The organism is Jiangella endophytica (assembly GCF_003427025.1).
GTDB classification, from domain to species: Bacteria; Actinomycetota; Actinomycetes; order Jiangellales; family Jiangellaceae; genus Jiangella; species Jiangella endophytica.
This window is the reverse complement of the sequence record NZ_QVAI01000012.1, coordinates 13882-37949: the sequence shown is the minus strand read 5'-3', so window position 1 is coordinate 37949 and position 24068 is coordinate 13882. Positions and strand designations below refer to the sequence as shown.

Sequence of the window (24068 nt, the reverse complement as noted above, 5' to 3'; positions counted from 1 at the left end):
TGGACGAATGGGACGGGCAATGGTGCGGTCCTCGTCGGGAACCATCGCCTCGGTCGCCAAGGCCCTGCGGGTCATGGAGGCCGTGGCCGCCGACCCGCGCGGCGTCACCGCCCGCAGCATCGCCGACGAGCTCGGCCTCGCCCTCCCCACCACCTACCACCTGCTCAGCACGCTGATCGACAGCGGCTACGTCGTCCACCTCGCCAGCGAACACCGCTACGCGTTGGGTTACGGCGTGCGGCGGCTGGACCGCGGGCTGCACCGCCAGCTGGCCGTCGAGGACGACGTCGCGGCGGCGATCCGCGCCCTGCACGTCGAGGCCGACGCCGCCGCCTACTACGCGGTCTTCCGCGAGGCCGGCATCGTCATCGCGCACATCGCCGACTCCGAGCGGCGCCGCCGGGTGCAGCAGCTCGACGTCGGGTTCGACGAGTCCGCGCACGCCACGGCGTTCGGCAAGGTCATGCTGGCCGGCATGGACCGCGACCAGCTGCACGGCTATCTCGACACCGCCGGCCTGGCGCCGCTGACCGGTGCCACGATCGTCCGGCGCGACCATCTGGAACGGCACCTGTCGCACGTGCGCGAGGCCAGCGTCGCGCTGGAGATCGGCGAACTGCAGGCCGGGCTGTCGTGCATGGCGGCGCCGGTCCGCTCCCCCGGTGGCGACATCATCGGCTCGGTCGCCATCTCGCTGCCGTCGCCGGAGTTCCAGGCGCGGCGCTGGGACATCGAGCGGGCCGTCCGCACCGGCGCCGGACGGGTCACGAGGGCGCTCCGGGCTGCCCATCGGCGCACGCCGAGCGCTACCGTCGGTACATGACCACACGGGCGCCCAAGGACGAGCACGACGAGGCCGGCGTGCGGGTGAGCCCGCCGGCCACCAGCGCCGCGGGGGTCCCCGGCGTCGTGCACGGGCTGGCGGCCGTGCTCGAGCAGGCCGGTGTGCGCCGCGGCGTCAAGACCCTGCGGCTGGTCAACCAGCAGCGCGGCTTCGACTGCCCCGGCTGTGCCTGGCCCGAGCCGGGCAAACCGCACCTCGCCGAGTTCTGCGAGAACGGCGCGAAGGCGGTCGCCGAGGAGACCACCGTCCGCCGGGTCGACGCCGCGTTCTTCGCCGCGCACCCGATCGCCGAGCTGGCCGAACGGTCCGACCACTGGCTGGGCCAGCAGGGCCGGCTCACCGAGCCGATGCTGCGCGAGGACGGCGGCACCCACTACCGGCCGATCGGCTGGGACGACGCGTTCGGGTTGGTCGCCGACGCGTTGACCGGCCTCGACAGCCCCGACGACGCCGTCTTCTACACGTCCGGGCGCACCAGCAACGAGGCCGCGTTCCTGTACCAGCTGTTCGCCCGCACGCTCGGCACGAACAACCTGCCCGACTGCTCGAACATGTGCCACGAGTCGTCCGGTGCGGCGCTGTCCGAGACCATCGGCATCGGCAAGGGCAGCGTCTCGCTCACCGACATCACCGATCACGCCGACCTCATCGTCATCGTCGGGCAGAACCCGGGCACCAACCACCCGCGCATGCTCACCTCGCTCGAGCAGGCCAAGCGGCGCGGCGCCCGCATCGTCGCCGTCAACCCGCTGCCCGAGGCCGGCCTGCACACGTTCAAGAACCCGCAGAAGGTCCGCGGCGTGGTCGGGAAGGGCACTCTGCTGTCCGACCTGTACCTGCAGGTCCGCCTCGGCGGCGACCTCGCGTTCTTCCAGGCGGTCAACCGCATGCTGGTCGACGCCGGCGCCGTCGACCACGAGTTCGTCCGCGAGTACACCGCCGGCTACGACGACGCCGCCGCGGCCTGGGACAAGCTCGACTGGGACGACGTCGCCGCCGCGACCGGCCTGCCGCGCGAGGCGATCGAGGCGTTCGTCGACGAGGTGCGACGAGCCGAGAGCGTCATCGTCTGCTGGGCCATGGGCCTGACGCAGCACAAGAAGGCCGTCCCGACCATCCGCGAGATCGTCAACTTCCTGCTGCTGCGCGGCAACATCGGCCGTCCGGGCGCCGGCGCGTGCCCCGTCCGCGGGCACAGCAACGTCCAGGGCGACCGCACCATGGGCATCTGGGAGAAGCCGCCGGCCGCGTTCCTCGACGCGCTCGAGACCGAGTTCGGCTTCACCGCGCCACGGCGGCCCGGCCACGACACCGTCGACACCATCCGGGCCATGCGCGACGGCCGGGTCGGCGTGTTCATGGCCATGGGCGGCAACTTCGCCGCGGCCACCCCGGACAGCGACGTCACGGCGGCGGCGCTGCAGACGGTGCCGCTGACGGTGCACGTGTCGACCAAGCTGAACCGGTCGCACGCGCTGCCCGGCCGGCGCTCCCTCATCCTGCCGTGCCTCGGCCGCACCGAGCGCGACGTCCAGGCCGGCGGCGAGCAGTTCGTCACGGTCGAGGACTCCATGAGCGCGGTGCACTCGTCCCGCGGCACGCTCAAGCCCGCCTCCGACCAGCTACGCAGCGAGGTCGCGATCGTCTGCGGGCTGGCCCGGCGGGTGCTGGGCGACGACGGCCCCGTTCCGTGGGGCTCGTTCGCCGCCGACTACGCGGCGGTGCGCCGGCGCATCGCCCGGGTGATCCCCGGCTTCGACGACTACGAGGCCAAGGTGGCGGTGCCGGGCGGGTTCGTGCTGCCGCACCCGCCGCGCGACTCCCGGTCGTTCCCGACCGCCAGCGGCAAGGCCCGGTTCAGCGTCAACGAGCTGGAGGTGCTGCGGGTCCCGCGGGGCCGGCTGATCCTGCAGACGGTCCGCTCGCACGACCAGTTCAACACCACCATCTACGGCCTCGACGACCGCTACCGCGGCATCCGCGACGGCCGCCGGGTGGTGTTCGTGAACCCGGCCGACCTCGCCGAGCTGGGCTTCTCCGACGGCGCCATGGTCGACCTCGTCAGCGAGTGGAGCGACGGCGACCGCCGCGCGCCGTCGTTCCGGGTGGTGTCCTACCCGACGGCGCTGGGCTGCGCGGCCGCCTACTTCCCGGAGACCAACGTGCTGGTGCCGCTGGACCACACCGCCGAGGTCAGCAACACCCCGGCCTCGAAGTCGGTCATCGTCCGGCTGGAGCCCACCGCCCCCGCCCCCGCACCCCCGCGTTGATCTTGGAGTTGTTCGCCCATCTATCGGACATTCCGGACCGTAGCGCCGAACAACTCCAAGATCAACGGGGCGTGGGGTGGGTGCGGGCGGCGACCAGCCGGCGCAGCGCCGCGACGTCGCCGGTGACGGAGAGCCGGCCCGCCGCGACAGCGTCGTCGAGCGGGTCGGTGCCGTGGAGCACCGCCTGCCAGGCCGGCTTCGTCGTTCGCACCAGGACGTCGGGGGCGTCGGCCGCCGGGCCGCGGGCCAGCTCCGTCAGCCGGCCGTCCTCGACCCGCAGCCGGTAGACGTCGCGGCCGAGCGCGACCTCGTAGCTCGCCGACCACGGCGTGCGCGGTTCGCCATCGCCGTCGCCGTTGCCGTCGAAGAAGGTGCGCAGGCCGAGCATGACGGAGTCGGCGCTGACTTCGCCGGTCAGCGGCAGCACCGGCGACCGGACGCCCCAGCGGGCCAGCGACTGGAACACCGGCTCCAGCTCGGCGCCCCACGCGGTCAGCTCGTACACCCTGGCGGCGACCGGCGGCGGCAGCTCGCGCCGGCGCAGCACGCCGTACTCCTCCAGCTCCTTGAGCCGCTTGGACAGCACGGCCGGCGTGATGCCGGGCAACGCCTCCTGCAGGTCGCGGTAGCGGCGCGGGCCCAGCCGCAGCTCACGCACGACGAGCAGGGCCCAGCGCTCGCCGACGATGTCGAGCGAGAGGGCGATCGGACAGCCCTCGCCGTAGGTCCGGGTCACTTGCGCCTCCTTGGAAACTATGAAAAGAATAGCACTCACTACGTTTTTCATAGCAAGCGAGGAGAGGGCGATGACGGAGAAGATGATCCCGGCCGGCGACGCGCAGCTGTGCGCCGAGGCGTTCGGCTCGCCGGACGACCCGGCGATCCTGCTGATCGGCGGCGCGGCCGCGTCCATGGACTACTGGGAGGACGAGTTCTGCTCGCGGCTCGCCGCGGCCGGTCGCTTCGTCGTTCGCTACGACTTCCGCGACACCGGCCGGTCGACGGCATACCCGGCCGGCTCACCCGGCTACACGGGCGCCGACCTGATGACCGACGCCCTGGCGGTGCTGGACGGCTACGGCGTCGCCGCCGCGCACCTCTACGGCGTGTCGATGGGCGGCGGCATCGCGCAGCAGCTGGGCGTGGAGTACCCGGCGCGGGTGCTGTCGCTGACGCTGCAGTCCACCAGCCCCGCGGGGCCCGCAAGCCCGGACCGTCCCGACCTGCCGCCCATGTCGCCCCAGCTCGCCGAGGTGTTCGCCTCCGAGGAGCCCGGCCCGGACTGGTCCGACCGCGACGCCGCCATGGAGGCGATGGTCGATGGCGAGCGGCTGTTCGGCGGCGACATCCCGCTCGACGAGGTGCACGTGCGCGCCACGGTGGCCCGCATGTACGACCGCACCACCGACGTCGCCGCCAGTCAGACCAACCACTGGATCCTCGTCGACGGCGAGCTCGACCGCGCCAGCCTGGCCGAGATCACCGCGCCGACGCTGGTCCTGCACGGCACCACCGACCCGCTGCTGCCCTACCCGCACGCCGAGGCGCTGGCCGCCGAGATCCCCGGCGCCCGGCTGGTCCCACTCGAGGGCATGGGACACCAATACCCGCCGCGCGCCGTCTGGGACACCGTCGTCGCCGAGGTCGTCGCGCACACGGCGCGATGAGGCCCGGGCGTAGGGTGCCTGGATGCCACCCGCGGACGACCTGACCGAGCATCGCGACAACCCCGGCGACGACGTCTGGGTGCACGGCCGCCCTGAGACGCGCCCCATCGACGTCGTCGACTACGACCCCGCCTGGCCCGCTCGCTACGAGGCGGTCGCGACCCGCATCCGCGACGCGCTGGGCGAGCGGGTCCTGGGCCTGCAGCACATCGGTTCGACCTCGGTCCCGGAGTTGCCGGCCAAGCCGGTCATCGACGTCGACCTCACGGTCGCCGACCCCGCCGACGAGCCCGCCTACCTGCCGGACCTCGAGGCGGCGGGATTCGTGCTGGTCATCCGCGAGCCGAGCTGGCACGAGCACCGCGCGCTGAAGTACGCCGACCCGAACACCAACCTGCACGTCTTCGGTCCCGGCTGCCCGGAGGTGACCCGCCAGCGGTTGTTCCGCGACTGGCTGATCGAGCACCCCGAGGACCTCGCGCGGTACCGCGACGCCAAGCTGCGCGCCGCCGCCGACACCACCGCGTCCGGCGGCATCGTCACGGACTACAACCGGCACAAGGAACCGGTGATCCGCGAGATCTACGACAAGATCTTCCGCGAGCAGGGGCTGCTCTGACCCGAGCCGGTCGCCACACCGAAAATCGGTGGGCCGGGCTCGGTCCGGTGGTGTGTACTCCGGGCATGGCGATCGTGACGGGCAGGCCCCGCATCGACGAGCTGGGCGCGGCGGTGGGCGCGCTGCGGGAGTGGCAGGACGACGCGGCGCCGACACAACTGCACCCGGGCGACGTCGGGTGGTTCTGGCGGTTCGGAGCAGCGGCGACGGCCGCGGCCATCCGCACCTGGAGCCGGGACGGACGCATCCTCGCCGTCGGGCTGCTGGACGGGTCCAGGCTGCTGCGCATGACCATCGCGCCCGACGCCCGGCGCGACGAGGAGCTGGCGGGGCAGCTGGCCGACGACCTCATCCGGCCGCAACGCGGTGTCCTGCCCGAGGGGAAGGCGTCCGTCGAAGCGCCGGCGGACGCGCTGCTCCAGGAGCTGCTGGCCGACGCCGGCTGGGACACCGACGAACCGTGGCGGCCGCTGCACCGCGACCTGACCGACCCGGTGGACGATCCGGGTGTGCGCGTCGTGACGATCGGGCCGGAGCTGGCGGACGTGCGGGCCGCCGTGCAACGAGCCGCGTTCGACGGGTCGACGTTCACCGAGCGGCGCTGGCACGCGATGGCGGACGGAGCACCGTACGCCGACGCCCGGTGCCTGGTCGCGTACGACGACCGGGGCGATGCCGTGGCGGCGCTGACCGTGTGGTCGGCGGGACCCGGGCGACCAGGGCTGCTCGAGCCGGTGGGCGTCCACCGCGACCACCGCGGCCACGGCTACGGCCGGGCGATCACGATCGCCGCGGCGGCCGCGCTGCGGGAGCTGGGGTCGTCGAGCGCCATCGTCTGCACGCCCAGCTCCCACGTGGCCGCAGTCGCCACCTACCGGTCGGCCGGCTTTCACGACCTCCCCGAGGTCCGCGACCGGTGCCGGGCCACCTGAGCTGCTAGGCCGGACCGGGGCCGGCGGCGAAGCCCGCCCCGCCCTCGGCGACCGCGACCACATCGAACGACTCCTGCAGCACCGGCGACGACCCGATCAGCTGCGAGCCGGGCGACTCCGCGGCGATCTCGGCGAACGACGCGGCGAACGCGTCGCGGGCGGCCGCGGTCTCGAACACGTAGGTGCCCTCGAACCACTCGCCCGGCCGGGTGCGCCAGGTCTTGAACCGCAGGCCGTCCATACCGGTGAACCGGGCCAGCGACGTGCCGTGGACGTAGTCGCGCAGCGCCGCGTCGACGCCGTCGGGCGCCTCGGCCAGCGACCAGCGCACGCTCAGTCCGTACATGGGATCCTCCAGAGAATCGTCAGTCGACCGGCGCGCCGGCCTCGAGCCAGTACAGCAGCGCTCGCACGCCGAACCCCGTCCCGCCCTTGGTCCGCTCGACCTTGTCGGAGTCGGCGCGGGCCGGACCGGCGATGTCGAGGTGCGCCCACGGCACGTCGCCGACGAAGCGCTGCAGGAACAACGCGGCCATGATCGAGCCGCCGCCGAGGTGCGCGGTGTCGATGTGCGAGACGTCGGCGATCGAGGAGTCGAGGCCGAAGCGGTAGTCGTCGACCAGCGGCATGCGCCACAGCCGCTCCCCCGCGGCCTCGCCGGCCTCGCGCAGCGCGGCGGCCAGCTCGTCGGACGACGCGTACAGCGCGCCGTGGCCGCGGCCGAGCGCCGTGGTGGCGGCGCCGGTGAGCGTGGCGACGTCGACGATGACCGTCGGCTCCAGCTCGGCGACCGCGTAGCCGATGCCGTCGGCGAGTACCAGACGGCCCTCGGCGTCGGTGTTCAGCACCTCGACCGTCGTGCCGTCGTACTGCCGGATGACGTCGCTGGGCCGCTGCGCGTTGGCGCCGGGCATGTTCTCGGCTGCCGCCACCAGCCCGGTGACGCGGACGTCGACGCCCAGCTCGCGCACGGCTGACAGGACACCCATGACGACGGCGCCGCCGCTCATGTCCGTCTTCATCGGGACCATGCCCTCGCGCGGCTTCAGCGACAGCCCGCCGGTGTCGTAGGTGATGCCCTTGCCGACGAGCACGACGTGCGCGGTGTCCTTGCCGGCTTTCGGCGGCTCGTAGCGCAGCGCGATGAGCCGCGGCGGCCGCTCCGACCCCTGGCCGACCGCCAGGATGCCGCCGAAGCCCTCGTCGGCCAGCGCCTTCTCGTCGCGCACCCGGACGTCGAGCCGGTGTTCCGCGCCGATGCGGCGGGCCTGCTCGGCCAGCCACTCCGGATCCTTGACGTTCGACGGGGTCTGCGCGAGGTCGCGGGCGATCCAGCTGGCCCCGGCGACCGCGACGGCCGTGTCGACGACGTCCGCGCGTGCGCCGTCGCCGGTCAGCACGAGCATGCCGAGCGGCCGCTTCGCCTCGGGCGCGGGCGTGCCCCGGAAGCCGCCCAGCGCGTAGGTGGCGAGGACGGCGCCCTCGACGAACGCGCGGGTGGCGGCGTCGTCGGCGGTCGCGGTGACGGCGGAGGCCAGGCGGTCGATGCCGCGGGCCGCCCGCGCCAACGCGGCGCCGGCCCTGCGGTACGCCGTCGCGGACCCGTCGCCGAGCCCCACCAGCAGCACCCGCGTGACGTCGACCTCACCGTCGACGCTGGCGGCGCCGCGGCCCTCGGCGAACACCGGAACCGACACGACCTCGCCGGCCTTGCCGGTGCCGCGGTCGCGTTCGAGCGCGGCGAACAGATCCAGGCCGAGCGCATCGGCGACCTCCGCGCCGCCGGGACCGATCCACGGCGAGCCGTCGCCGGGCTCGGCCGGGGCCGGTCCGTCGTCCGGCCACACGGCCAGCGCCAGCACGCCGGCTTCGGCGTCCAGCAGCGGTCTGGCATCGACCACGACGTCGGTGCGGCGAACAGTGCTCTCAGCTGGCACGCGTACTCCTCGTCCTGACTCCCGGTCCTCCGGGCAGAGTAATGCCCCCGCCCAGCGCCTCAGGCGCCGGACGAGGGCACCTATTCAATGCTCACGGCAACGACACGTCAGCCGACGACATCCTTCAACGCATCACCCAGCGCGCCGGCCTCGTCAGCAGTGAGCTCGACGACCAGACGACCGCCACCCTCGATCGGGACGCGCATGACAATGCCGCGCCCCTCCTTGGTGACCTCGAGCGGCCCATCGCCAGTCCGCGGCTTCATCGCCGCCATCCGCGCACCCCTTCCTTCTTCAGGCGCACACCCAAACCCCCTGATGTCCAGGGAGCACCAGCCGTGTGCGTCACGATGGAGGTCATTATCCCGCATGTTGGTCGTCGCGGGGAGACCGCGGTCGGTATGTCCTCACCTGGTGATCCCGGATCAGCGGACGTGGCTGTCGGTGCGGGCTGGCAGGATGGGGGACTGTGAACGCCAGATCCGCCTTGTTCGACCTCTATGGCGATCACGTGCGCTCGCGCGGCGGCAAGGCTCGCGTCGCCGCGCTGGTGCGGCTGCTCGCCCCGCTCGGCGTCGCCGCGCCGGCGGTGCGCACGGCCGTGTCGCGCATGGTCAAGCAGGGCTGGCTGCGCCCGGTCCGCATCGACGGCTCGCCCGGCTACGAGCTGACCGAGCGGGCCGACCGCCGCCTCGAGGACGCCGCCGCACGCATCTACCGCACCAACGGCCGCGGCGACTGGGACGGCCGCTGGCACGTCGTCGTGCCCGAGCGGTCGGCACAGCGGGCCGCCCGCGAGCGGCTGCGCAACGGGCTGGCCTACCTCGGCTACGCGCCGGTCGGCGACGGCACCTGGATCGCCGCCAGGCCGTCGCCGGAGCTGGCGTCGCTGCTCGACGCCGAGGAGCTGCGGGCCGAGCGGTTCAGCGCCCGGCACCAGGGCGACGACGCCGAACTGGTGCGCCGCGCGTGGGACCTCGACGCCGTGGGGCGGTCCTACCTGCGCTGGCTGTCCGACGCCCGCGGGCTGCTCGCGTCCCTGCCCGCCAGGCCCACCGACGAGCAGGCGTTCGCCGCGCGGAGCCGGTTGGTGCACGAGTGGCGCAAGTTCCTGTTCACCGACCCCGGTCTGCCGCGCGAGCTGCTGCCCGCCGTCTGGCCCGGCGACGACGCCGCCGACTACTTCGACGAGCACGCCGCGCGGCTGCAGCCCGCCGCCGGCCGCTTCGTCGACGCCTGCCTGTCCGCCGGAACCACCAAGGAGGGCGACCAGTGAGCCTGGTCCGTTACGAGGCCGACGACGGCGTCGGCGTCATCACGCTCGACCGGCCCGAGGCCATGAACAGCCTCGACACCGCCACCAAGGTCGCGCTGCGCGACGCCGTGCTGGCGGCGGCCGCCGACGAGGCGGTGCGCGCGGTCGTGCTGACCGGCTCCGGCCGCGCCTTCTGCGTCGGCCAGGACCTCAAGGAGCACGCCGAGGCGCTCGCGTCCGGCGACTCCGGCCTGGCCACCACGGTCCGGGCCCACTACAACCCGACGGTCAAGGCGCTGCTCACCATGCCGAAGCCGGTCATCGCCGCCGTCAACGGCGTCGCGGCCGGCGCCGGCGCGTCGTACGCGTTCGCCTGCGACCTGCGCATCGTCGCCGACACCGCCGGCTTCAACCTCGCTTTCGCCGCCATCGGCCTCTCCTCCGACACCGGGTCGTCGTGGACGCTGCCACGGCTGGTCGGCTGGGCGAAGGCGCGCGAGCTGCTGTTCCGTCCCCGCACCGTGCCCGCCGGCGAAGCGCTGACGCTGGGCCTGGCGACGGAGGTCGTCCCCGCCTCCGACGTCCTGCCGCGAGCCATGGAACTGGCCCGCGAGTTCGCCGCCGGCCCGACGCTGGCCTACGCGGCGCTGCGGCGCGCCCTCGAGTTCTCCGCGACGCACTCTCTTGACGAGTCGCTCGACCACGAGGCCGACATGATGCAGTGGACCGGCGCCTCCGCCGACCACCGTGCCGCCGTCGAGGCGTTCCTCGCCAAGCGGCCGGCGGTGTTCCATGGCAAGTGACCTCGTCGAGGGCCCCGACGGCCGGCCGCGCTGCCCGTGGGGCCTGAGCACCCCCGACTACGTCGCCTACCACGACGACGAGTGGGGCCGCCCCGTCCACGGCGACGCCGCTCTGTACGAGCGGCTCACGCTCGAAGCGTTCCAGTCCGGGTTGTCGTGGCTGACGATCCTGCGCAAGCGCGACGGCTTCCGCAAGGCGTTCGCGGGGTTCGACGCCTCGGCCGTCGCCGCGTTCGGCGCCGACGACGAGGCGCGGCTCATGCAGGACACCGGCATCGTCCGCAACCGCGCCAAGGTCGCGGCCGCCATCTCCAACGCCCGCGCCCTCGTCGCCCTGCAGGACGCCGACGGCGACGGCGCGCTCGACCGGCTGATCTGGTCGTTCGCCCCCGCCGACCGCCCGGCCCCGGTCTCCCTGGCCGACGTCCCCGCCACCACCCCCGAGTCGAAGGCCCTCGCGAAGGCCCTGAAGAAGCACGGCTTCGTCTTCGTCGGCCCCACCACGGCCTACGCGGCCATGCAGGCGTGCGGCCTGGTCAACGACCACCTGGCAGGCTGCACCGCCCGCTGACCACCGTCACGGCGACACCGGCGTTCTGGCATCCCCGATCGCCGGTGCTCCATCGACCGCCGGTGCTCCCTGGCCGTCACGAGGAACCCCCGCGCGTCACCACGGCGGCAGGCCCGGCGACGCACGGCCGTTCGCGGCACACGTGAGTCCCTCGCCATCGGTGCGCTCGGACCAGGCGTTCTCCCGGTTCAGGAGGCGTGCATGCCTGGTGAACCGGGAGGACGCCTGCTTAACGTGATCATTTCCCGCTAGCCGCGCGGCAGCCGTTCGACGAACCTGGCGAAGCGCCGCAGCCCGATGCCCAGGCCGAACCGGACCGCCGGCCGCGCGAGCGGCCACCCGGCCCGCCCGACCGCGCCGAACGGCAGGTCCAGGTGCTCCTCCCAGGTGACCTCGGCCGCGTGCGCACCGAGCGCCCGCACCGAGAACACGCCCGGCCCGCGCACCAGCCTGCCGGTGTGCAGGACCTCGCACCGGCACGGCGGGTCCCATGCCGTGACGACCATCGAGTCCAGGAACCCGGCCCGCCCCAACCCGGTCCAGGCCTCGAGTCGCGCACCCACCTCGCGGCCGTCGCCCAAGCCCAGCACGCGGACCCGGGTCATCGGCATCCACGCGTTCTGCGCCGGCCAGTCGGTGAGAACATGCCACACCACGTCGGCCGGCGCGGCGACCCTGCGCGTCACCGTGACGTCAGCACTCACCGACGGCCACACCGCCACGGGCGCCGACGCGGGCGTCGACGTCGCCCTCCTCGCAGGTCGTGCGGTGCTCCGCCGATCACCGCGAACCCCCCACTTCACCCCGCTGTTCACCCGGCACCCCCAAGAGCTCACCCAGCACCCTCCGTGCCCCCTTCATACCCCGTGACCGGCGGATCAGCCCTCGTCGGCATCGCCGGGACGGGCGGGCCGGCGCGGGAGCGGGCCGCCGAGGCCGGGGATGCGCGACTCCAGCTCGGCCAGCCGGTGGTCGCGCCAGGCGAGCTCGCGCTGCAGCCGGTCGAGGACGGCGTCGACCTGGTCCATGCGGTAGCCGCGCTGCACGACGGAGAAGCGCAGCTCGGCGATGTCGCCGGAGCCGACGGCACCGTCGGGCAGGAGGCGGGCCGGCTCACCGGGGGTCTCGGGCTGCAGCACGTCGCCGCGGCCGAGCACCAGCAGGACCGCGCCGAACAGCACGGCCGCGGCCACGATCACGAAGACGACGAACACGGCACAAGGGTGCCACGTCCGGCGTTCCACCTCCGCGCCACACCGGGTGGACACGGCGTGCGAGGCTTACTGGCGACCTGGATGCGATCCGATCAGAGGAGTCCCGTGGGTGTTCTTCGCCTGGGCCGATCGACGTTCCCGCCCGGACGGTTCGCCGTCATGGCGATCGTGAACCGCACCCCTGACTCGTTCTACGACCAGGGCGCGACGTTCGCGTTCGAGCAGGCGTGGCGCCGGGTCGAGCAGGTGGTGGCCGAGGGCGCGGACATCATCGACGTCGGCGGAGTGAAGGCCGGCGCGGGCGAGCACGTCAGCGAGGACGAGGAGATCGACCGCGTCGCCGGGCTGGTCGGCGCGATCCGCGAGACGTATCCGCAGGTCGTGGTCAGCGTCGACACCTATCGGGCGCGGACGGCGGAGGCGCTGTGCGAGGCGGGCGCGGACCTCGTCAACGACACCTGGGCCGGCGCCGACCCCGAGGTCGCCGCGGTCGCCGCGCGGCACGGCGCCGGGCTGGTCTGCAGCCACACCGGGGGCATGCGCCCGCGCACGCTGCCGCACCGGGTCCGCTACGACGACGTGGTCGCCGACGTGGCCGGGCACACGGCCGGGCTGGCCGAGCGGGCCGCGGAGCTGGGCGTGCCGCGCGAGAGCATCCTGATCGACCCGACGCACGACTTCGGCAAGAACACCTTCCACTCGCTGGAGCTGACCCGCCGGCTGGACGAGCTGGTCGCGACCGGCTGGCCGGTGCTGGTCAGCCTGTCGCGCAAGGACTTCGTCGGCGAGACGCTCGATCTCCCGGTCGACGAGCGGCTGACCGGCACACTGGCGGCGACGGCGGTGTCCGCCTGGCACGGCGCGCGGGTCTTCCGTGCCCACGACGTCGCGGCCACCCGGCAGGTGCTCGACATGGTCGCGTCGATCCGCGGCGACCGGCCGCCGGCGGCCCCGCTGCGGGGCCTCACCTGACGCCTGAGGCACCTCAGCCCGCCCAGGGGCTACCTCAGGCCCCCTCAGACGGCCCTCAGGCGCCGAGTAAGGCCCCTTCCACCTGGGAAGATGCGGCAGTCACCGCATGTGGCGACCACCCCTTACGGACCAGACTCTTCAGTGTCAGCACAACGGAGCACCGAAAGAGGTCCGGTCATGAACAGCACGTATGTCGCCCAGCTCGTCCACGAGGAGCGTGCGGGCCGGCTGCGGGCCGAGGCCGACGCCGATCGCCTGGCCCGTATCGCCCGCCGCGCGGCCCGTCGCGCCGCCAAGCGGTCCGCGGGCCGCCGGTCGACGTGGGCGATCCGCCACCTGCCCCGCCGCCACGCGGTCTGACGAGCGACCACCACCCAGGCCCCGGTGTCCGTCACGGACACCGGGGCCTCGCCCTGTCCACAGCGGACCCGGATGCCCGCGGCGGCCAGGGCGTAGCAGGATGGACACCGTGGCGTTGGCAGCGATGAGTCCCGCGATGGTCGGCCGCACCGACCAGCTCGACGGCCTGCGGTCGGCACTGGCCTCTGCCGCCGACGGCGTCCCGGTCACGGTGGTGCTGGGCGGTGAGGCGGGTGTCGGCAAGACCCGGCTGGTGACGGAGTTCGCGGCCGAGGCCGAGCGCGCCGGCGCCCGGGTGGTTCTCGGCCAGTGTGTGAACCTGGGCGGCGACGGGCTCGCCTACGCCCCCATCGCCGGCGCTCTGCGCGAGCTGGCCGGCCAGCTCGGCACCGACGCGCTGCTGGCCGCCGCCGGTCCCGGCGGAGCCGCACTGACCAGCCTGCTGCCCGATCTCCCCCACGACGGAGAGCAGCCGGGCGGCACCAGTCAGGGCCGGGTCTTCGAGGCGGTCACCGGGCTGCTCGAGCAGGTCGCCACCGACCGCCCGCTGGTCCTGGTGCTCGAGGATCTGCACTGGGCCGACCGCGCGACGCGCCAGTTGCTCGGCTTCGCGGTCCGGGCCCTGGGCAGCTCCCGCGTGCTCATCGTCGGGACGTACCGCAGCGACGAGCTGTCCCGCGATCACCCGCTCCGGCGGCTGCTGGCCGAGCTGGAGCGGATCCGGACGGTGCACCGCATCGACGTGCCCCGGCTGACCGAGCACGAGGTCGCCGAGCAGCTCACCGGGTTGGCCGGGGCACCGCCGCCGGTCGACGCCGTGCACCGCATCCACGCCCGTAGCGAGGGCGTGCCGTTCTTCGTCGAGCAGCTGGCCGACCTCGACGACGGCACCACGCTGCCCGAGTCGCTGCGTGACCTCCTGCTGGTCCGGGTCGAGCAGCTGTCCGAGGAGTCGCAGCGGCTGGTCCGGATGCTCGCCGTCGGCAACGACCGGGTCGACCACGACCTGCTGGCCGCCGTCGCCGCCGTCGATCCCGACGCTCTGGACCGCACGCTGCGCGAGGCGGTGTCGGCGAACGTGCTGCGGGTCGACGGCGACGGGTACGTGTTCCGGCACGCGCTGGTCCGCGAGGCCGTCCACGACGACCTGTTGCCAGGCGAGCATGCCCGGCTGCACGCGCTGTACGCGGCCACGCTGGAGCGACGGCTGGAGTCCGGCGCCGCGTCGCGCCGCGCGGTCACCGCAGAGGCGGCGCACCACTGGTTCTGCGCGCACGAGCACGAGAAGTCGTTCGCCGCCTCCCTCGACGCCGCCGCCGAGGCGCGCTCGCTGGCCGCCTACGACGAGGCGCAGCGCAACCTCGAGCGGGCGCTGGAGCTCTGGGACCAGGTCCCCGACGCCGCCGAGAAGGCCGGACACGACCACGCGGAACTGCTCGCCCGCACCGCCGCGGCGGCGGACCACGCCGGCGAGCTCGACCGCGCCCTCGCGCTGGTCGACGCCTCGCTGGCCGAGGTCCAGGCCGCAGGCGACGCCGTCGAGCCGAGCCGCGTCGCCCGGCTGCTGGGCTTCCGCGGCGGGCTGCTCAGCGAACTCGGCCGTGGCGGCGCCACCGCCGAGATCGAGCGGGCGCTGGCGCTGATCCCGGCCGACCCGCCCACGCCGCAGCGGGCCCGGCTGCTGCAGAAGTACGTGTCAGGGCTGATGATGGACGGCCGGCAGGCGAACGCCGTCGCGCTGGCCCGTGAGGCGGCGGCGCTGGCGCGCCAGACCGGCGAGGCCGAGTCGGAGTTCCGCGCGTACGTCGTGCTCGGGCCCTGCCTGGTGCACTCCGGCCACGTCGACGACGGCCTCGACGCCCTGGCGACGGCGCACCGGCTGGCCGGCGAACGGCCGGAGTGGCTGGTCAGTTACCACATCAACATGTCCGACTCGCTGCACCTGCTCGGCCGGCACGGCGAGGCGGAACAGGTCGCGCAGCGCGGCATCGACGGCGCCGGTGCGGTCGGACTGGCCCGCACGCTCGGGACCATGCTGGCCGGCAACGCCGCCGAACCGCTGATGGCGCTGGGCCGCTGGGACGAGGCCGAGCGGGTCATCGTCCGCGCCCTCGAACTCCGGCCGCCCGGGCGGCACGTCTGGCACCTGTCCGGGCTGCGCTCGTGGCTGGCGCTGTGGCGCGGCGACGTCGAGGCCGCGTCCCGGTTCGCGGTCGAGGTGCGCGAGCGGCTGGCCGGCCACGATCCCGGGCCGCAGTACGTGCTGCCGGCGACACGCGCGGGCGCCGAGGCGGCGCTCGGGCGCGGCGAGCCGGACCTCGCCTGGCAGCTCGTCCGCACCGCCGTCGACGCATGCCCCGGCCAGCAGTTCGGCTACGAGCTGCCACTGCTCGGGGCGGCCGGCTGGGCGCTGGAGGCGCGGGCGCGAGTCCAGGCCGACGGTGTCGAGGCCGACGCCGAGTGGCTGCGCGGCCGGCTCGCGCCGATCGGCGACTGGGGTCCGGCGCCGGTGTGGACGCCGGTGGTCCGGGCGCACCTCGCCGGCCTCGACGGACCGGCGCCGGACGCCTGGCGGGTGGCGCTGGACGCCGTCGAGGGGGCCGAAGGACCTGCGCACCTGCGGCCGTTCGCCGGCTACCGGCTGGGCGAGGCGTACGTCCTGCTGGGCGACCGCGGCGCGGCCGAGGAGCCGCTGCGCCGGGCCGCGGACGACGCCGACCGGCTCGGCGCCGGCCTGATCCGGCGCTGGATCGACGATCTCGGGCGCCGCGCCCGGCTGGGCCTGCCCCCGTCGCGACCCGACGGCCAGGACGCCGGGTCGTTCGCCGCGCTGACCGACCGCGAGCGCGAGGTGCTGCACCTGGTCGCGGCCGGGCGGAGCAACCGGCAGATCGGCGAGGAGCTGTTCATCAGCACCAAGACCGCCAGCGTGCACGTGTCGAACATCCTGGCCAAGCTCGGCGTCTCGGGCCGCGGCGAGGCCGCGGCCCTGGCCCACCGCGAGGGCCTGCTGGACGACACCGCCCAGCAGGCCGGCTGACGCCGCCCGGTCAGTTGACCGGGCCGCCCACGCCCAGGTTCTCGGGGTCGTCCATGTCGCCCTGCGACCGGTGCAGCCGCCGGTTGACCGTCCACGTGACGAACCACAGCACGACGCCGACGGCCAGCAGGACGGCGACGATGCGGTAGTGCTCGCTGGTGTGCCCGGCCAGCGGCGTGGTCAGGAACGCGCAGACCACGGCGCCGATGACCGGGATGAAGGTCGGGGTGCGGAAGTGCTTGTGCTCGACCGGGTTGCGGCGCAGCACCAACACGGTGATGTTGACGATGGTGAACACGCCGAGCAGGAGCAGCGCCGTCGTCCGGCCGAGCGCCGGCACCTCGCCGACGAACGTGATGAGCCCGATCGCGAGCACCGTGGTGAAGATGATCGCGACCCACGGCGTGCGCCGCCTCGGGTGCACGCGGCCCAGCGGTCCGGGCAGCACCCGCTCGCGGCTCATGCCGTAGACCAGCCGGCTGGCCATCAGCATGTTGATCAGCGCCGAGTTGGCGACGGCGAACATCGTGATGAACGCGAAGATCTGCAACGGGAAGCCCGGCGCACCGGCCTCGACCACCTTCAGCAGCGGGGTGTCGCCCTCGCCGAGCTCGTCGACCGGCACCAGCGCGACGGCCGAGATGGCCACCAGCACGTAGATGACACCGGTGATGATCAGGCCGCTCAGCATGACCTTGGGGAAGATGCGCGACGGCTCCTTGCACTCCTCGGCCATGTTCACGGAGTCCTCGAACCCGACCATCGCGAAGAACGCCAGCGCCGTCGCCGCGGTGACCGCGCCGAACACGCCGTGGCCCTGTGTGTCGAACTCGACGACGCGGGACATGTCCGCGTCGCCGCCGCCGATGGCCCACAGCCCGATCATGATGATGATCAGCAGGCCGCTCAGCTCGACGCAGGTGAGCACGACGTTGGCCTTGACGCTCTCGCCGACGCCGCGGAAGTTCACCGCCGCGACCAGTCCCATGAACAGCAGCGCCACGATGGTGACGCCGGCGCCGGTGCCGAGGTCGAGCTCGAACGCCTCGCCCAGGTTGGCCGCGAACGTGCGCGAGGCCGTCGACGCCGACGTGATGCCCGAGCACATGACCGTGAACGCGACGATGAACGTCACGAAGTGGACGCCGAACGCCTTGTGCGTGTACAACGCGGCACCGGCGGCCTGCGGGTACTTCGTCACCAGTTCGAGGTAGCTGAACGCCGTGAGGATGGCCACGACGAACGCGCTGAGGAACGGCAGCCAGGCCGCACCGCCCACCTCGGCGGCCACCTGGCCGGTGAGTGCGTAGACCCCGGTGCCGAGGATGTCGCCGACGACGAACAGCAACAGCAGACTCGGGCCCATGACCCGTTTCAGGCTGGGCTCCTCCGCGGGCTGACGGGGAGCCTCGCCGGTCTGCACGGGCGCATCTGCCATGTGCCGCCTCCAATCGGTTGCCTTGGTCTACCTCTTGGAGGGTCTACAACGCAAGCAGTGATGCGGCGAGTCAAGGCCCGCGATGCGGGAATTCCGGTGCTATTCCCGGCCCGCCGCGCGACGCGTTTCTTCGGCCCTGGCCAGCACCGACATCACCTGATCGAGGTCGTCGGTGACGGTGAGAAGGTCGATGTCGACAGGCGAGATCTTCTTCTCCGCGACCAGCGTGTCACGAAGCCAGTCGACGAGCCCTTTCCAGTAGGACTCCCCGACCAGGATGATGGGAAACGCCGTGACCTTGTGCGTCTGCACCAGCGTCATCGCCTCGAACAACTCGTCGAGGGTGCCGTAACCGCCGGGGAACACCACGAAGCCCTGCGCGTACTTGACGAACATGGTCTTGCGGGCGAAGAAGTAGCGGAAGTTGACCGCGAGGTCGACGTAGGCGTTGATGCCCTGCTCGAACGGCAGCTCGATGCCCAGCCCGACGGACGTGCCGCCGGCCTCCTGGGCGCCCTTGTTGGCGGCCTCCATGATGCCCGGGCCCCCACCGGTGATGACGGCGTACCCGGCGCTGGTCAGCCGCGCACCGAGCTCGACGGCGCGTTGGTAGGACGGGTCGTCGGGCAGCGTGCGGGCCGAGCCGAAGACGCTGATGGCCGGGCCCAGCTCGGCCAGCGCACCGAAGCCCTCGATGAACTCGGACTGGATGCGCAGGACGCGCCACGGGTCGGTGTGGACCCAGTCGGTGGGGCCGGCGGTGTCGAGCAGCCGCTGGTCGGTCGTCGTCACGTCGTACTGCTTCCCTCGCTTGATCACCGGCCCGGAGTGCTGTTCCACCGGCCGTTCGAACTCGTCGTATCGGGTCACGCGGCCAGGGTAGTTGCCGCGCCGCCCGCCGGCCTCAGCTTTCGAGCCAGGCCCGCAGCCGCGTCTCGCAGGCCTCGATCTCGGCGACGTCGACGCGTTCGTCGTCGGCGTGGGCGAGCTGAGGGTCACCGGGACCGTAGTTGACCGCCGGGACGCCGAGCGCGTCGAACCGGGCGACGTCGGTCCAGCCCACCTTGGCCCGTGGCTCGCCGCCGACGGCCGCGACGAAGGCCGCGGCGACCGGGCGGTCCAGGCCGGGCCGGGCGCCGGGCGCGGAGTCGAGCAGCCGCACGTCGTAGCCGTCGAACACCTGCCGCACGTGGTCGAGCGCCTGCGCCTCGGAGTGGCTGGGCGCGAAACGGTAGTTGACCGTGACCTCGCAGCGGTCGGGGATGACGTTGCCGGCGATGCCGCCGCTGATGCCGACGGCGTTGAGCCCTTCGCGGTAGTCGAGGCCGTCGACGGTGACCGTGGCCGGCCGGTAGTCGGCCAGCCGGCGCAGCACGGGCCCGGCCGCGTGGATGGCGTTGCTGCCCATCCACCAGCGGGCGCTGTGGGCGGCGGTGCCGGTGAGCTCGACGGCGACCCGCAGCGTGCCGTTGCAGCCGCCCTCGACCGACGCCGACGACGGCTCCATGAGCACCGCGAAGTCGGCCGTCAGCCAGTCGGGGTGCTGCCTGGCGACCCGGCCGAGGCCGTTGCGCTCGGCCTCGACCTCCTCGTTGTCGTAGAAGACGTAGGTGACGTCGCTGCCGGGCGCCGGGACGTGGGCGGCCAGCCGCAGCGCGACCGCGACGCCGCCCTTCATGTCGACCGTGCCGCGGCCCCAGAGCACGCCGTCGTCGAGTCTGGTGGGCAGGTTGCCGGCGACGGGCACGGTGTCGAGATGCCCGGCGAGCACGACCCGCGACGGCCGGCCGAGCGCCGTGCGGGCGACGACGGTGTCGCCGTCGCGGTCGACCGTGAGGTGCCCGGCGGAGCGCAGCGCGGCCTCCACGGCGTCGGCCAGCGGTCCCTCGCGGCCGCTCGGGGACGCGAGGTCGCACAGCTGCGCCGTCAGCTCCGGCGCGGGGAGGTCGAGGTCGAGAAGAGTGCCCACAAGCGCCTCAGCCTACTGACGTGGCGTGAACGCGCAGAACTCGTTGCCCTCGGGGTCGGCCATGACGTGCCATGAGATGTCGCCGCCGGGCGGCCGCAGCACCGTGGCGCCACGCTCGGTGAGCAGGCCGATGTCGGCGACGTCGACGTCCCAGTGGACGCGGTTCTTCACCGACTTCGGCTCCGGCACCGGGACGAAGCACAGGTAGTCGAACGGCAGCCGGCCGTCGCTCTCGAGTGCGCTGTGGTGCTCCTTCGGCTCGCGCTCGGAGACCAGCCCCAGCAGCTCGCCCCACCACGCGGCCTGCGCGTAGGGGTCGGCGCAGTCGACCACCACCTGGTGCAGCCGCCCGGGCAGCGACGGCCGCTCCAGGCGGAGGAACGCGCAGAACTCGCCGCCCTCGGGATCGGCCATGACCCACCACGAGATCTCGTCGTCGGGACCGCGCAGGACGGTGGCGCCGAGCCCGAGCAGGCCGTCGAGGTCGCCCACCTCGACGTCGAGGTGCACGCGGTTCTTGGCCGTCCTGGCCTCGGGCACGGCGTCGACCCAGACGCGCTCGCCTTCTGCTTCACCTCGCAGATGCGTAGGATCGTCTGCATCTGGCCGGCGGTTCAGTGCCGCCGCCCAGAACTCGGCGAGCCTGGGCTGGTCACTCGCGTCGAGGCAGAGGGCCTGCCAGGTGGCGACGGGTGGTGTCTGGCTCACGACGACCACGCTAGCCGAGCGCACCGACACCCATGACCGCCCGAGTACCCAGCCAGGTGACCCGACGACCATGAGCTCCCTGCCGGCCGCTCCGCCCGACGACCAGTATCTCTGGTCGCGGGCGCGCCGAGGCGACCCGGCAGCGTTCGGCGAGCTGTTCACCCGGCACTCGACGGTGGTCTACAACTACTGCTTCCGGCTCACCGGTAGCTGGAAGACCGCCGAGGACCTCACCTCGGTCGTCTTCCTTGAGGCCTGGCGCAAGCGCGAGGACGTCGCCGCGCAGGCCGGGTTCGTGCCGTGGCTGCTGAGCCTGGCCGGGCGGGTGGCCCGCAACAGCACCCGGGCCGTGCGCCGGCACCGGCGGCTGCTGGCCAAGCTGCCGCCCGCCGTCATCGCCGGTGGCGCCGCCGACGCCGCGCCGGTGCCCGACCCCGTCGAGGCCGACGCCGAGGCGCGGGCCGACGACGAACGGCACATGAAGCAGGTCCTGCGGGTCTTCCGGCGGCTGCCGAAGCAGGAGCAGGAGGTGCTCGCGCTGTGCGTCTGGGGCGAGCGCACCTACGCCGAGGCCGCCGTCGCCCTCGGAATCCCCGTCGGCACAGTACGCTCGCGTCTGGCGCGAGCCCGAGCTCACATGGAGCGGCTCACCGAGGCCGCGGCCACGAAGCCAGCCGAGCCGCGACCCGGCTCGCGCCCCGAAGGAGCGCATTACACATGAGTTCCACCGGCATGAACTTCGCGTTCGACCTGCCACCGAGGCGGGAGCTGCCCGCTGACCGGCGCGACGCCATGCGGCGGCTGCTGGAGGAGGCGGTGTCCGGGCGGCCGCGGCTGCGGCCTGTGCTGCCGCGGCCGCAGGTCCGGCTGGCGCTGTGGCCGGCGGCGGGCCTGGTAGCGGCGTCCGCGGTGACGGCGGCGGTGCTGATCGTGGGCGACCTCGGGTCCGACGGCGCCGACACCGCCTACGCGGCCACGCCGCCGGTGCTGGCGGCGGAGCTGGCGATGGGGCAGCCGGCCGGCACGGAGCTCCGGTCCCTGGCCACCACGGCGACCCAGACACAGGCGCAGCTCTACGCCGCCGACACCACCGTCACCACCGAGAGCTGGCTGCTGACGGTGACGGAGACCACCGGTGGCGAGCCGGCCGAGGGCCGTGCGCCCGCCGAGGGTGCCGCCGCGACCCTGTCGCTGGCCGCGCCGGCCGTCACGACCGCCGTCGTGCCGGTGGTGCGGGAGCAGCGGTTCCTGGCCGACGGCTCGGTACACGTGCGCGAGACGCAGGGCGAGCCGCGGTTCCCGACCGCGGAGTGGAGCGAGGCCGACGACGCCGCCACCCCCGGTGCCGTCCTGCTCGACGAGACGTTCCCGGCCGGCGGGCTGGCGTCGTCCTACCCGGCGTCGCTGGCCACCGAGCCCGCCGCGCTGCGCGAGCAGCTGCTGTCCGCCTGGCCGCAGGCCGACGACTCCGCGGCGGCGCTGTTCCAGGCGCTGCACGAGGTCGCCTCGACCCGCGTCCTCGACGCCTCGGTGCAGGCCGCGGCACTGACGATGCTGGCTCAGGAGCCCGGCGTGGTGGCGCTCGGCGACACCACCGACCGGCGCGGCCGCACGGCCGTCGCGTTCGGCGCCGACGGCGACGACTCCGGGCTGGACCGCCGGTACGTGCTCATGGTCGACCCGCGGACGGGCGGGCTGCTGGGGTACGAGGAGGTCCTCACCGGCGACACCGGCGGCCTGGACGTCAAGTCTCCGGTGGTCGCCACCTACACCGTCTTCCTCTGACGGCCGGGCCGGTCAGGCGCTGCTGCAGCTCCAGTAGCTCATCCGGTTGTCGGCGGCGGCGCCGACGTAGGAGTCGCTGGCGCCCGGCGCCATGGTCCACAGCCTGGCGCCACCGACGTAGTCGTAGGCGTGGTAGTTGCGGCCGGAGTTGCGGTTGACCCACGACGACGCGGTGTTGTCGAAGCCGTACGTGCTGGCGTAGGCCGAGCACGTGCTGGAGAACTGGTACCGCGCGCCGTCGAAGTTCGTGGCCGTGTAGAAGCAGTAGTAGCCGGACGGGCAGGACGACGCGCTGCCGCGCGCCTCGGCGCCGGAGGCCGGCTGGACCGGCAGAGCCAGGTCGGCGAGCCCGAGCGCCTCGACGACGCCGGACCGGACGCCGTCGCCCAGCCCGAACGGGGCCGTGTCGGCACCGGGGTCCGGCCACACCACGATGACCCCGCCGTCGTCCCAGGCCATGGCATTGTCCGAGAGCTGCACGCCACCCGGCTGCTGCTCGAGCGCCGCCGCCATCTCCGCCGCGAGCGGGCCGGACGGCTCCGCGTCAGCGGTGACGGCGCCGCCGTACGCACCGCCCGCCGCCACCAGCATCGTCGTCGCAACCCCCGCGAGGGTGGCGAGCAGCCGTCGTCGCACCATCGGCGCCTCCCAGCTCCCGTGTCTGCTGCGGCGATCGACGCGGCGACCACCGCGCTCACGCATACCGCCGTGTTCCGTAGGCTGAGCCCATGACCGACGAGCGACGGGCATGGGGCTTCGGCCTGGCCACCATAGCCGCAGATGGAACGATCTTGGATGTTTGGTACCCATCGCCGGCTCTCGGCAAACCGCCCATCTCGTCCGACGACGCCCTCGTCGAGCTGCGCGACCTCGAGGGTGAGGACCGCGACCGCGAGGTCCGCCGGGCCGTCGTCCAGACCGAGATCGACCTCGACGCCCCGCCCGCCGACGCCCAGGACGCCTACCTCCGGCTGCACCTGCTGTCGCACCGGCTGGTCGCGCCGCACGGCCAGAACCTCGACGGCCTGTTCGGTGTGCTGAACAACGTCGTGTGGACCAACCACGGCCCGTGCGTCGTCGAGGGCTTCGAACTGACGCGGCTGCGGCTGCTGCGCCGCGGCCCGGTCACGGTGTACGGCATCGACAAGTTCCCGCGCATGGTCGACTACGTCGTCCCGGCCGGTGTGCGCATCGCCGACGCCGACCGCGTGCGTCTCGGCGCCCACCTCGCCGCCGGCAGCACCGTCATGCACGAGGGGTTCGTCAACTTCAACGCCGGCACGCTCGGCTCGTCCATGGTCGAGGGGCGCATCTCCTCCGGCGTGGTGGTCGGCGACGGCTCCGACGTCGGCGGCGGCGCGTCGATCATGGGCACGCTGTCCGGCGGCGGGACGCAGGTCATCAGCGTCGGCGAGGGCTGCCTGATCGGCGCCAACGCGGGCATCGGCATCTCGCTCGGGGACGGCTGCGTCGTCGAGGCCGGCTGCTACATCACGGCCGGCACGAAGGTCGGGCTGCCCGACGGCCGGGTCGTGAAGGCGCTGGAGCTGTCCGGCCGCGACGGCCTGCTGTTCCGGCGCAACAGCGTCACCGGCGCCGTCGAGGCGCTGGCCCGGTCAGGCGACTGGGGCGGGCTCAACTCCGTCCTGCACGCGAACTGACGCGCGGGCCATCCGGAACCGCC

The 24068-nt window shown here is 73.5% G+C and carries 25 protein-coding genes; 14 read left to right on the top strand and 11 right to left on the bottom strand.

What is annotated here, in order from left to right; all coding sequences use genetic code 11:
- Positions 1-7: 7 nt before the first annotated feature.
- Both DZA62_RS22415 and DZA62_RS22410 read left to right on the top strand, forming a co-directional pair.
- Positions 8-823 carry an IclR family transcriptional regulator gene (locus DZA62_RS22415; RefSeq protein ID WP_116951173.1) on the top strand — a complete coding sequence of 272 codons (816 nt, stop codon included), beginning with the start codon at positions 8-10 and terminating at the stop codon, positions 821-823.
- Positions 820-3114, top strand: a complete 2295-nt coding sequence (locus DZA62_RS22410) for an FdhF/YdeP family oxidoreductase (protein WP_116951172.1) — start codon at positions 820-822, stop codon at positions 3112-3114. Before DZA62_RS22415 ends, DZA62_RS22410 begins: the two co-directional genes overlap by 4 nt.
- Before the next feature lie 61 nt (positions 3115-3175).
- Here DZA62_RS22410 and DZA62_RS22405 read toward each other — a convergent pair whose 3' ends face one another.
- A complete protein-coding gene (locus tag DZA62_RS22405) occupies positions 3176-3850 on the bottom strand; it encodes a winged helix-turn-helix transcriptional regulator (protein ID WP_198664068.1) in 675 nt (224 codons plus the stop codon).
- Between the two features lie 70 nt (positions 3851-3920).
- Between DZA62_RS22405 and DZA62_RS22400 the strand changes: the two genes are divergently transcribed.
- The 3 genes from DZA62_RS22400 (at position 3921) to DZA62_RS22390 (ending at position 6332) form a co-directional block, all read left to right on the top strand.
- Positions 3921-4781 carry an alpha/beta fold hydrolase gene (locus DZA62_RS22400; protein ID WP_116951170.1) on the top strand — a complete coding sequence of 287 codons (861 nt, stop codon included), beginning with the start codon at positions 3921-3923 and terminating at the stop codon, positions 4779-4781.
- A gap of 22 nt (positions 4782-4803) precedes the next feature.
- Entirely contained in the window at positions 4804-5400 is a 597-nt protein-coding gene (locus DZA62_RS22395; RefSeq protein ID WP_116951169.1) for a GrpB family protein, read from the top strand.
- 65 nt (positions 5401-5465) lie between these two features.
- Positions 5466-6332 carry a GNAT family N-acetyltransferase gene (locus DZA62_RS22390; protein ID WP_116951168.1) on the top strand — a complete coding sequence of 289 codons (867 nt, stop codon included), beginning with the start codon at positions 5466-5468 and terminating at the stop codon, positions 6330-6332.
- Positions 6333-6336: 4 nt separating this feature from the next.
- Here the strand turns inward: DZA62_RS22390 and DZA62_RS22385 are convergent, their stop codons facing one another.
- The 3 genes from DZA62_RS22385 to DZA62_RS22375 all read right to left on the bottom strand — a co-directional run bounded on the left by DZA62_RS22385 (position 6337) and on the right by DZA62_RS22375 (position 8544).
- Positions 6337-6678: a hypothetical protein gene (locus DZA62_RS22385; RefSeq protein WP_116951167.1), complete on the bottom strand. Its 342-nt coding sequence runs from the start codon at positions 6676-6678 to the stop codon at positions 6337-6339.
- Between the two features lie 19 nt (positions 6679-6697).
- Entirely contained in the window at positions 6698-8269 is a 1572-nt protein-coding gene (locus DZA62_RS22380) for a leucyl aminopeptidase (RefSeq protein ID WP_198664067.1), read from the bottom strand.
- 107 nt (positions 8270-8376) lie between these two features.
- Positions 8377-8544: a DUF3117 domain-containing protein gene (locus DZA62_RS22375; protein ID WP_069114398.1), complete on the bottom strand. Its 168-nt coding sequence runs from the start codon at positions 8542-8544 to the stop codon at positions 8377-8379.
- 194 nt (positions 8545-8738) lie between these two features.
- Here DZA62_RS22375 and DZA62_RS22370 point away from each other — a divergent pair, with 194 nt between their 5' ends.
- The 3 genes from DZA62_RS22370 to DZA62_RS22360 are packed head-to-tail and all read left to right on the top strand — an operon-like array spanning position 8739 to position 10898.
- A complete protein-coding gene (locus tag DZA62_RS22370) occupies positions 8739-9545 on the top strand; it encodes a PaaX family transcriptional regulator (protein ID WP_116951165.1) in 807 nt (268 codons plus the stop codon).
- Positions 9542-10327, top strand: coding sequence for an enoyl-CoA hydratase/isomerase family protein (locus DZA62_RS22365; RefSeq protein WP_232827569.1), 786 nt, complete (start codon positions 9542-9544; stop codon positions 10325-10327). Before DZA62_RS22370 ends, DZA62_RS22365 begins: the two co-directional genes overlap by 4 nt.
- Positions 10317-10898 (top strand): DNA-3-methyladenine glycosylase I, encoded by a 582-nt coding sequence (locus DZA62_RS22360; RefSeq protein ID WP_116951164.1) that lies wholly within the window; start codon positions 10317-10319, stop codon positions 10896-10898. Before DZA62_RS22365 ends, DZA62_RS22360 begins: the two co-directional genes overlap by 11 nt.
- Positions 10899-11146: 248 nt before the next feature.
- On the opposite strand, the gene DZA62_RS22355 is transcribed toward DZA62_RS22360, so the two are convergent.
- Positions 11147-11602 (bottom strand): SRPBCC family protein, encoded by a 456-nt coding sequence (locus tag DZA62_RS22355; protein ID WP_116951326.1) that lies wholly within the window; start codon positions 11600-11602, stop codon positions 11147-11149.
- 174 nt (positions 11603-11776) lie between these two features.
- A complete protein-coding gene (locus DZA62_RS36455; RefSeq protein WP_198664066.1) occupies positions 11777-12112 on the bottom strand; it encodes a DivIVA domain-containing protein in 336 nt (111 codons plus the stop codon).
- Positions 12113-12193: 81 nt separating this feature from the next.
- Here DZA62_RS36455 and folP point away from each other — a divergent pair, with 81 nt between their 5' ends.
- From folP to DZA62_RS37295, 3 genes are all read left to right on the top strand, one after another.
- Positions 12194-13084 (top strand): dihydropteroate synthase, encoded by an 891-nt coding sequence (gene folP, locus DZA62_RS22345; RefSeq protein WP_116951163.1) that lies wholly within the window; start codon positions 12194-12196, stop codon positions 13082-13084.
- 177 nt (positions 13085-13261) lie between these two features.
- Entirely contained in the window at positions 13262-13444 is a 183-nt protein-coding gene (locus DZA62_RS36450; RefSeq protein ID WP_198664065.1) for a hypothetical protein, read from the top strand.
- A 109-nt stretch (positions 13445-13553) separates the two neighbouring features.
- Positions 13554-16484, top strand: a complete 2931-nt coding sequence (locus tag DZA62_RS37295) for a helix-turn-helix transcriptional regulator (RefSeq protein ID WP_198664064.1) — start codon at positions 13554-13556, stop codon at positions 16482-16484.
- A 10-nt stretch (positions 16485-16494) separates the two neighbouring features.
- On the opposite strand, the gene DZA62_RS22335 is transcribed toward DZA62_RS37295, so the two are convergent.
- From DZA62_RS22335 to DZA62_RS22320, 4 genes are all read right to left on the bottom strand, one after another.
- Positions 16495-17922, bottom strand: a complete 1428-nt coding sequence (locus DZA62_RS22335) for an APC family permease (protein ID WP_198664063.1) — start codon at positions 17920-17922, stop codon at positions 16495-16497.
- Positions 17923-18021: 99 nt separating this feature from the next.
- Complete coding sequence (locus tag DZA62_RS22330) at positions 18022-18792, bottom strand: TIGR00730 family Rossman fold protein (RefSeq protein WP_116951160.1); 771 nt, start codon at positions 18790-18792, stop codon at positions 18022-18024.
- A gap of 34 nt (positions 18793-18826) precedes the next feature.
- On the bottom strand, positions 18827-19891 hold the full coding sequence (dapE, locus tag DZA62_RS22325) for a succinyl-diaminopimelate desuccinylase (protein ID WP_116951159.1): 1065 nt from the start codon (positions 19889-19891) through the stop codon (positions 18827-18829).
- A 12-nt stretch (positions 19892-19903) separates the two neighbouring features.
- Positions 19904-20599: a VOC family protein gene (locus tag DZA62_RS22320; RefSeq protein ID WP_198664062.1), complete on the bottom strand. Its 696-nt coding sequence runs from the start codon at positions 20597-20599 to the stop codon at positions 19904-19906.
- A gap of 70 nt (positions 20600-20669) precedes the next feature.
- Here DZA62_RS22320 and DZA62_RS22315 point away from each other — a divergent pair, with 70 nt between their 5' ends.
- On the top strand, positions 20670-21320 hold the full coding sequence (locus tag DZA62_RS22315; RefSeq protein ID WP_116951157.1) for an RNA polymerase sigma factor: 651 nt from the start codon (positions 20670-20672) through the stop codon (positions 21318-21320).
- Positions 21317-22384: a hypothetical protein gene (locus tag DZA62_RS22310; protein WP_116951156.1), complete on the top strand. Its 1068-nt coding sequence runs from the start codon at positions 21317-21319 to the stop codon at positions 22382-22384. The genes DZA62_RS22315 and DZA62_RS22310 overlap by 4 nt, the downstream gene beginning before the upstream one ends.
- Before the next feature lie 12 nt (positions 22385-22396).
- On the opposite strand, the gene DZA62_RS22305 is transcribed toward DZA62_RS22310, so the two are convergent.
- The gene (locus tag DZA62_RS22305; protein WP_116951155.1) at positions 22397-23023 is read right to left on the bottom strand and encodes a peptidase inhibitor family I36 protein; all 627 of its coding nucleotides are present in this window, start codon (positions 23021-23023) and stop codon (positions 22397-22399) included.
- A gap of 89 nt (positions 23024-23112) precedes the next feature.
- Between DZA62_RS22305 and dapD the strand changes: the two genes are divergently transcribed.
- Positions 23113-24045 carry a 2,3,4,5-tetrahydropyridine-2,6-dicarboxylate N-succinyltransferase gene (gene dapD / locus DZA62_RS22300; RefSeq protein ID WP_116951154.1) on the top strand — a complete coding sequence of 311 codons (933 nt, stop codon included), beginning with the start codon at positions 23113-23115 and terminating at the stop codon, positions 24043-24045.
- Positions 24046-24068: the final 23 nt, after the last annotated feature.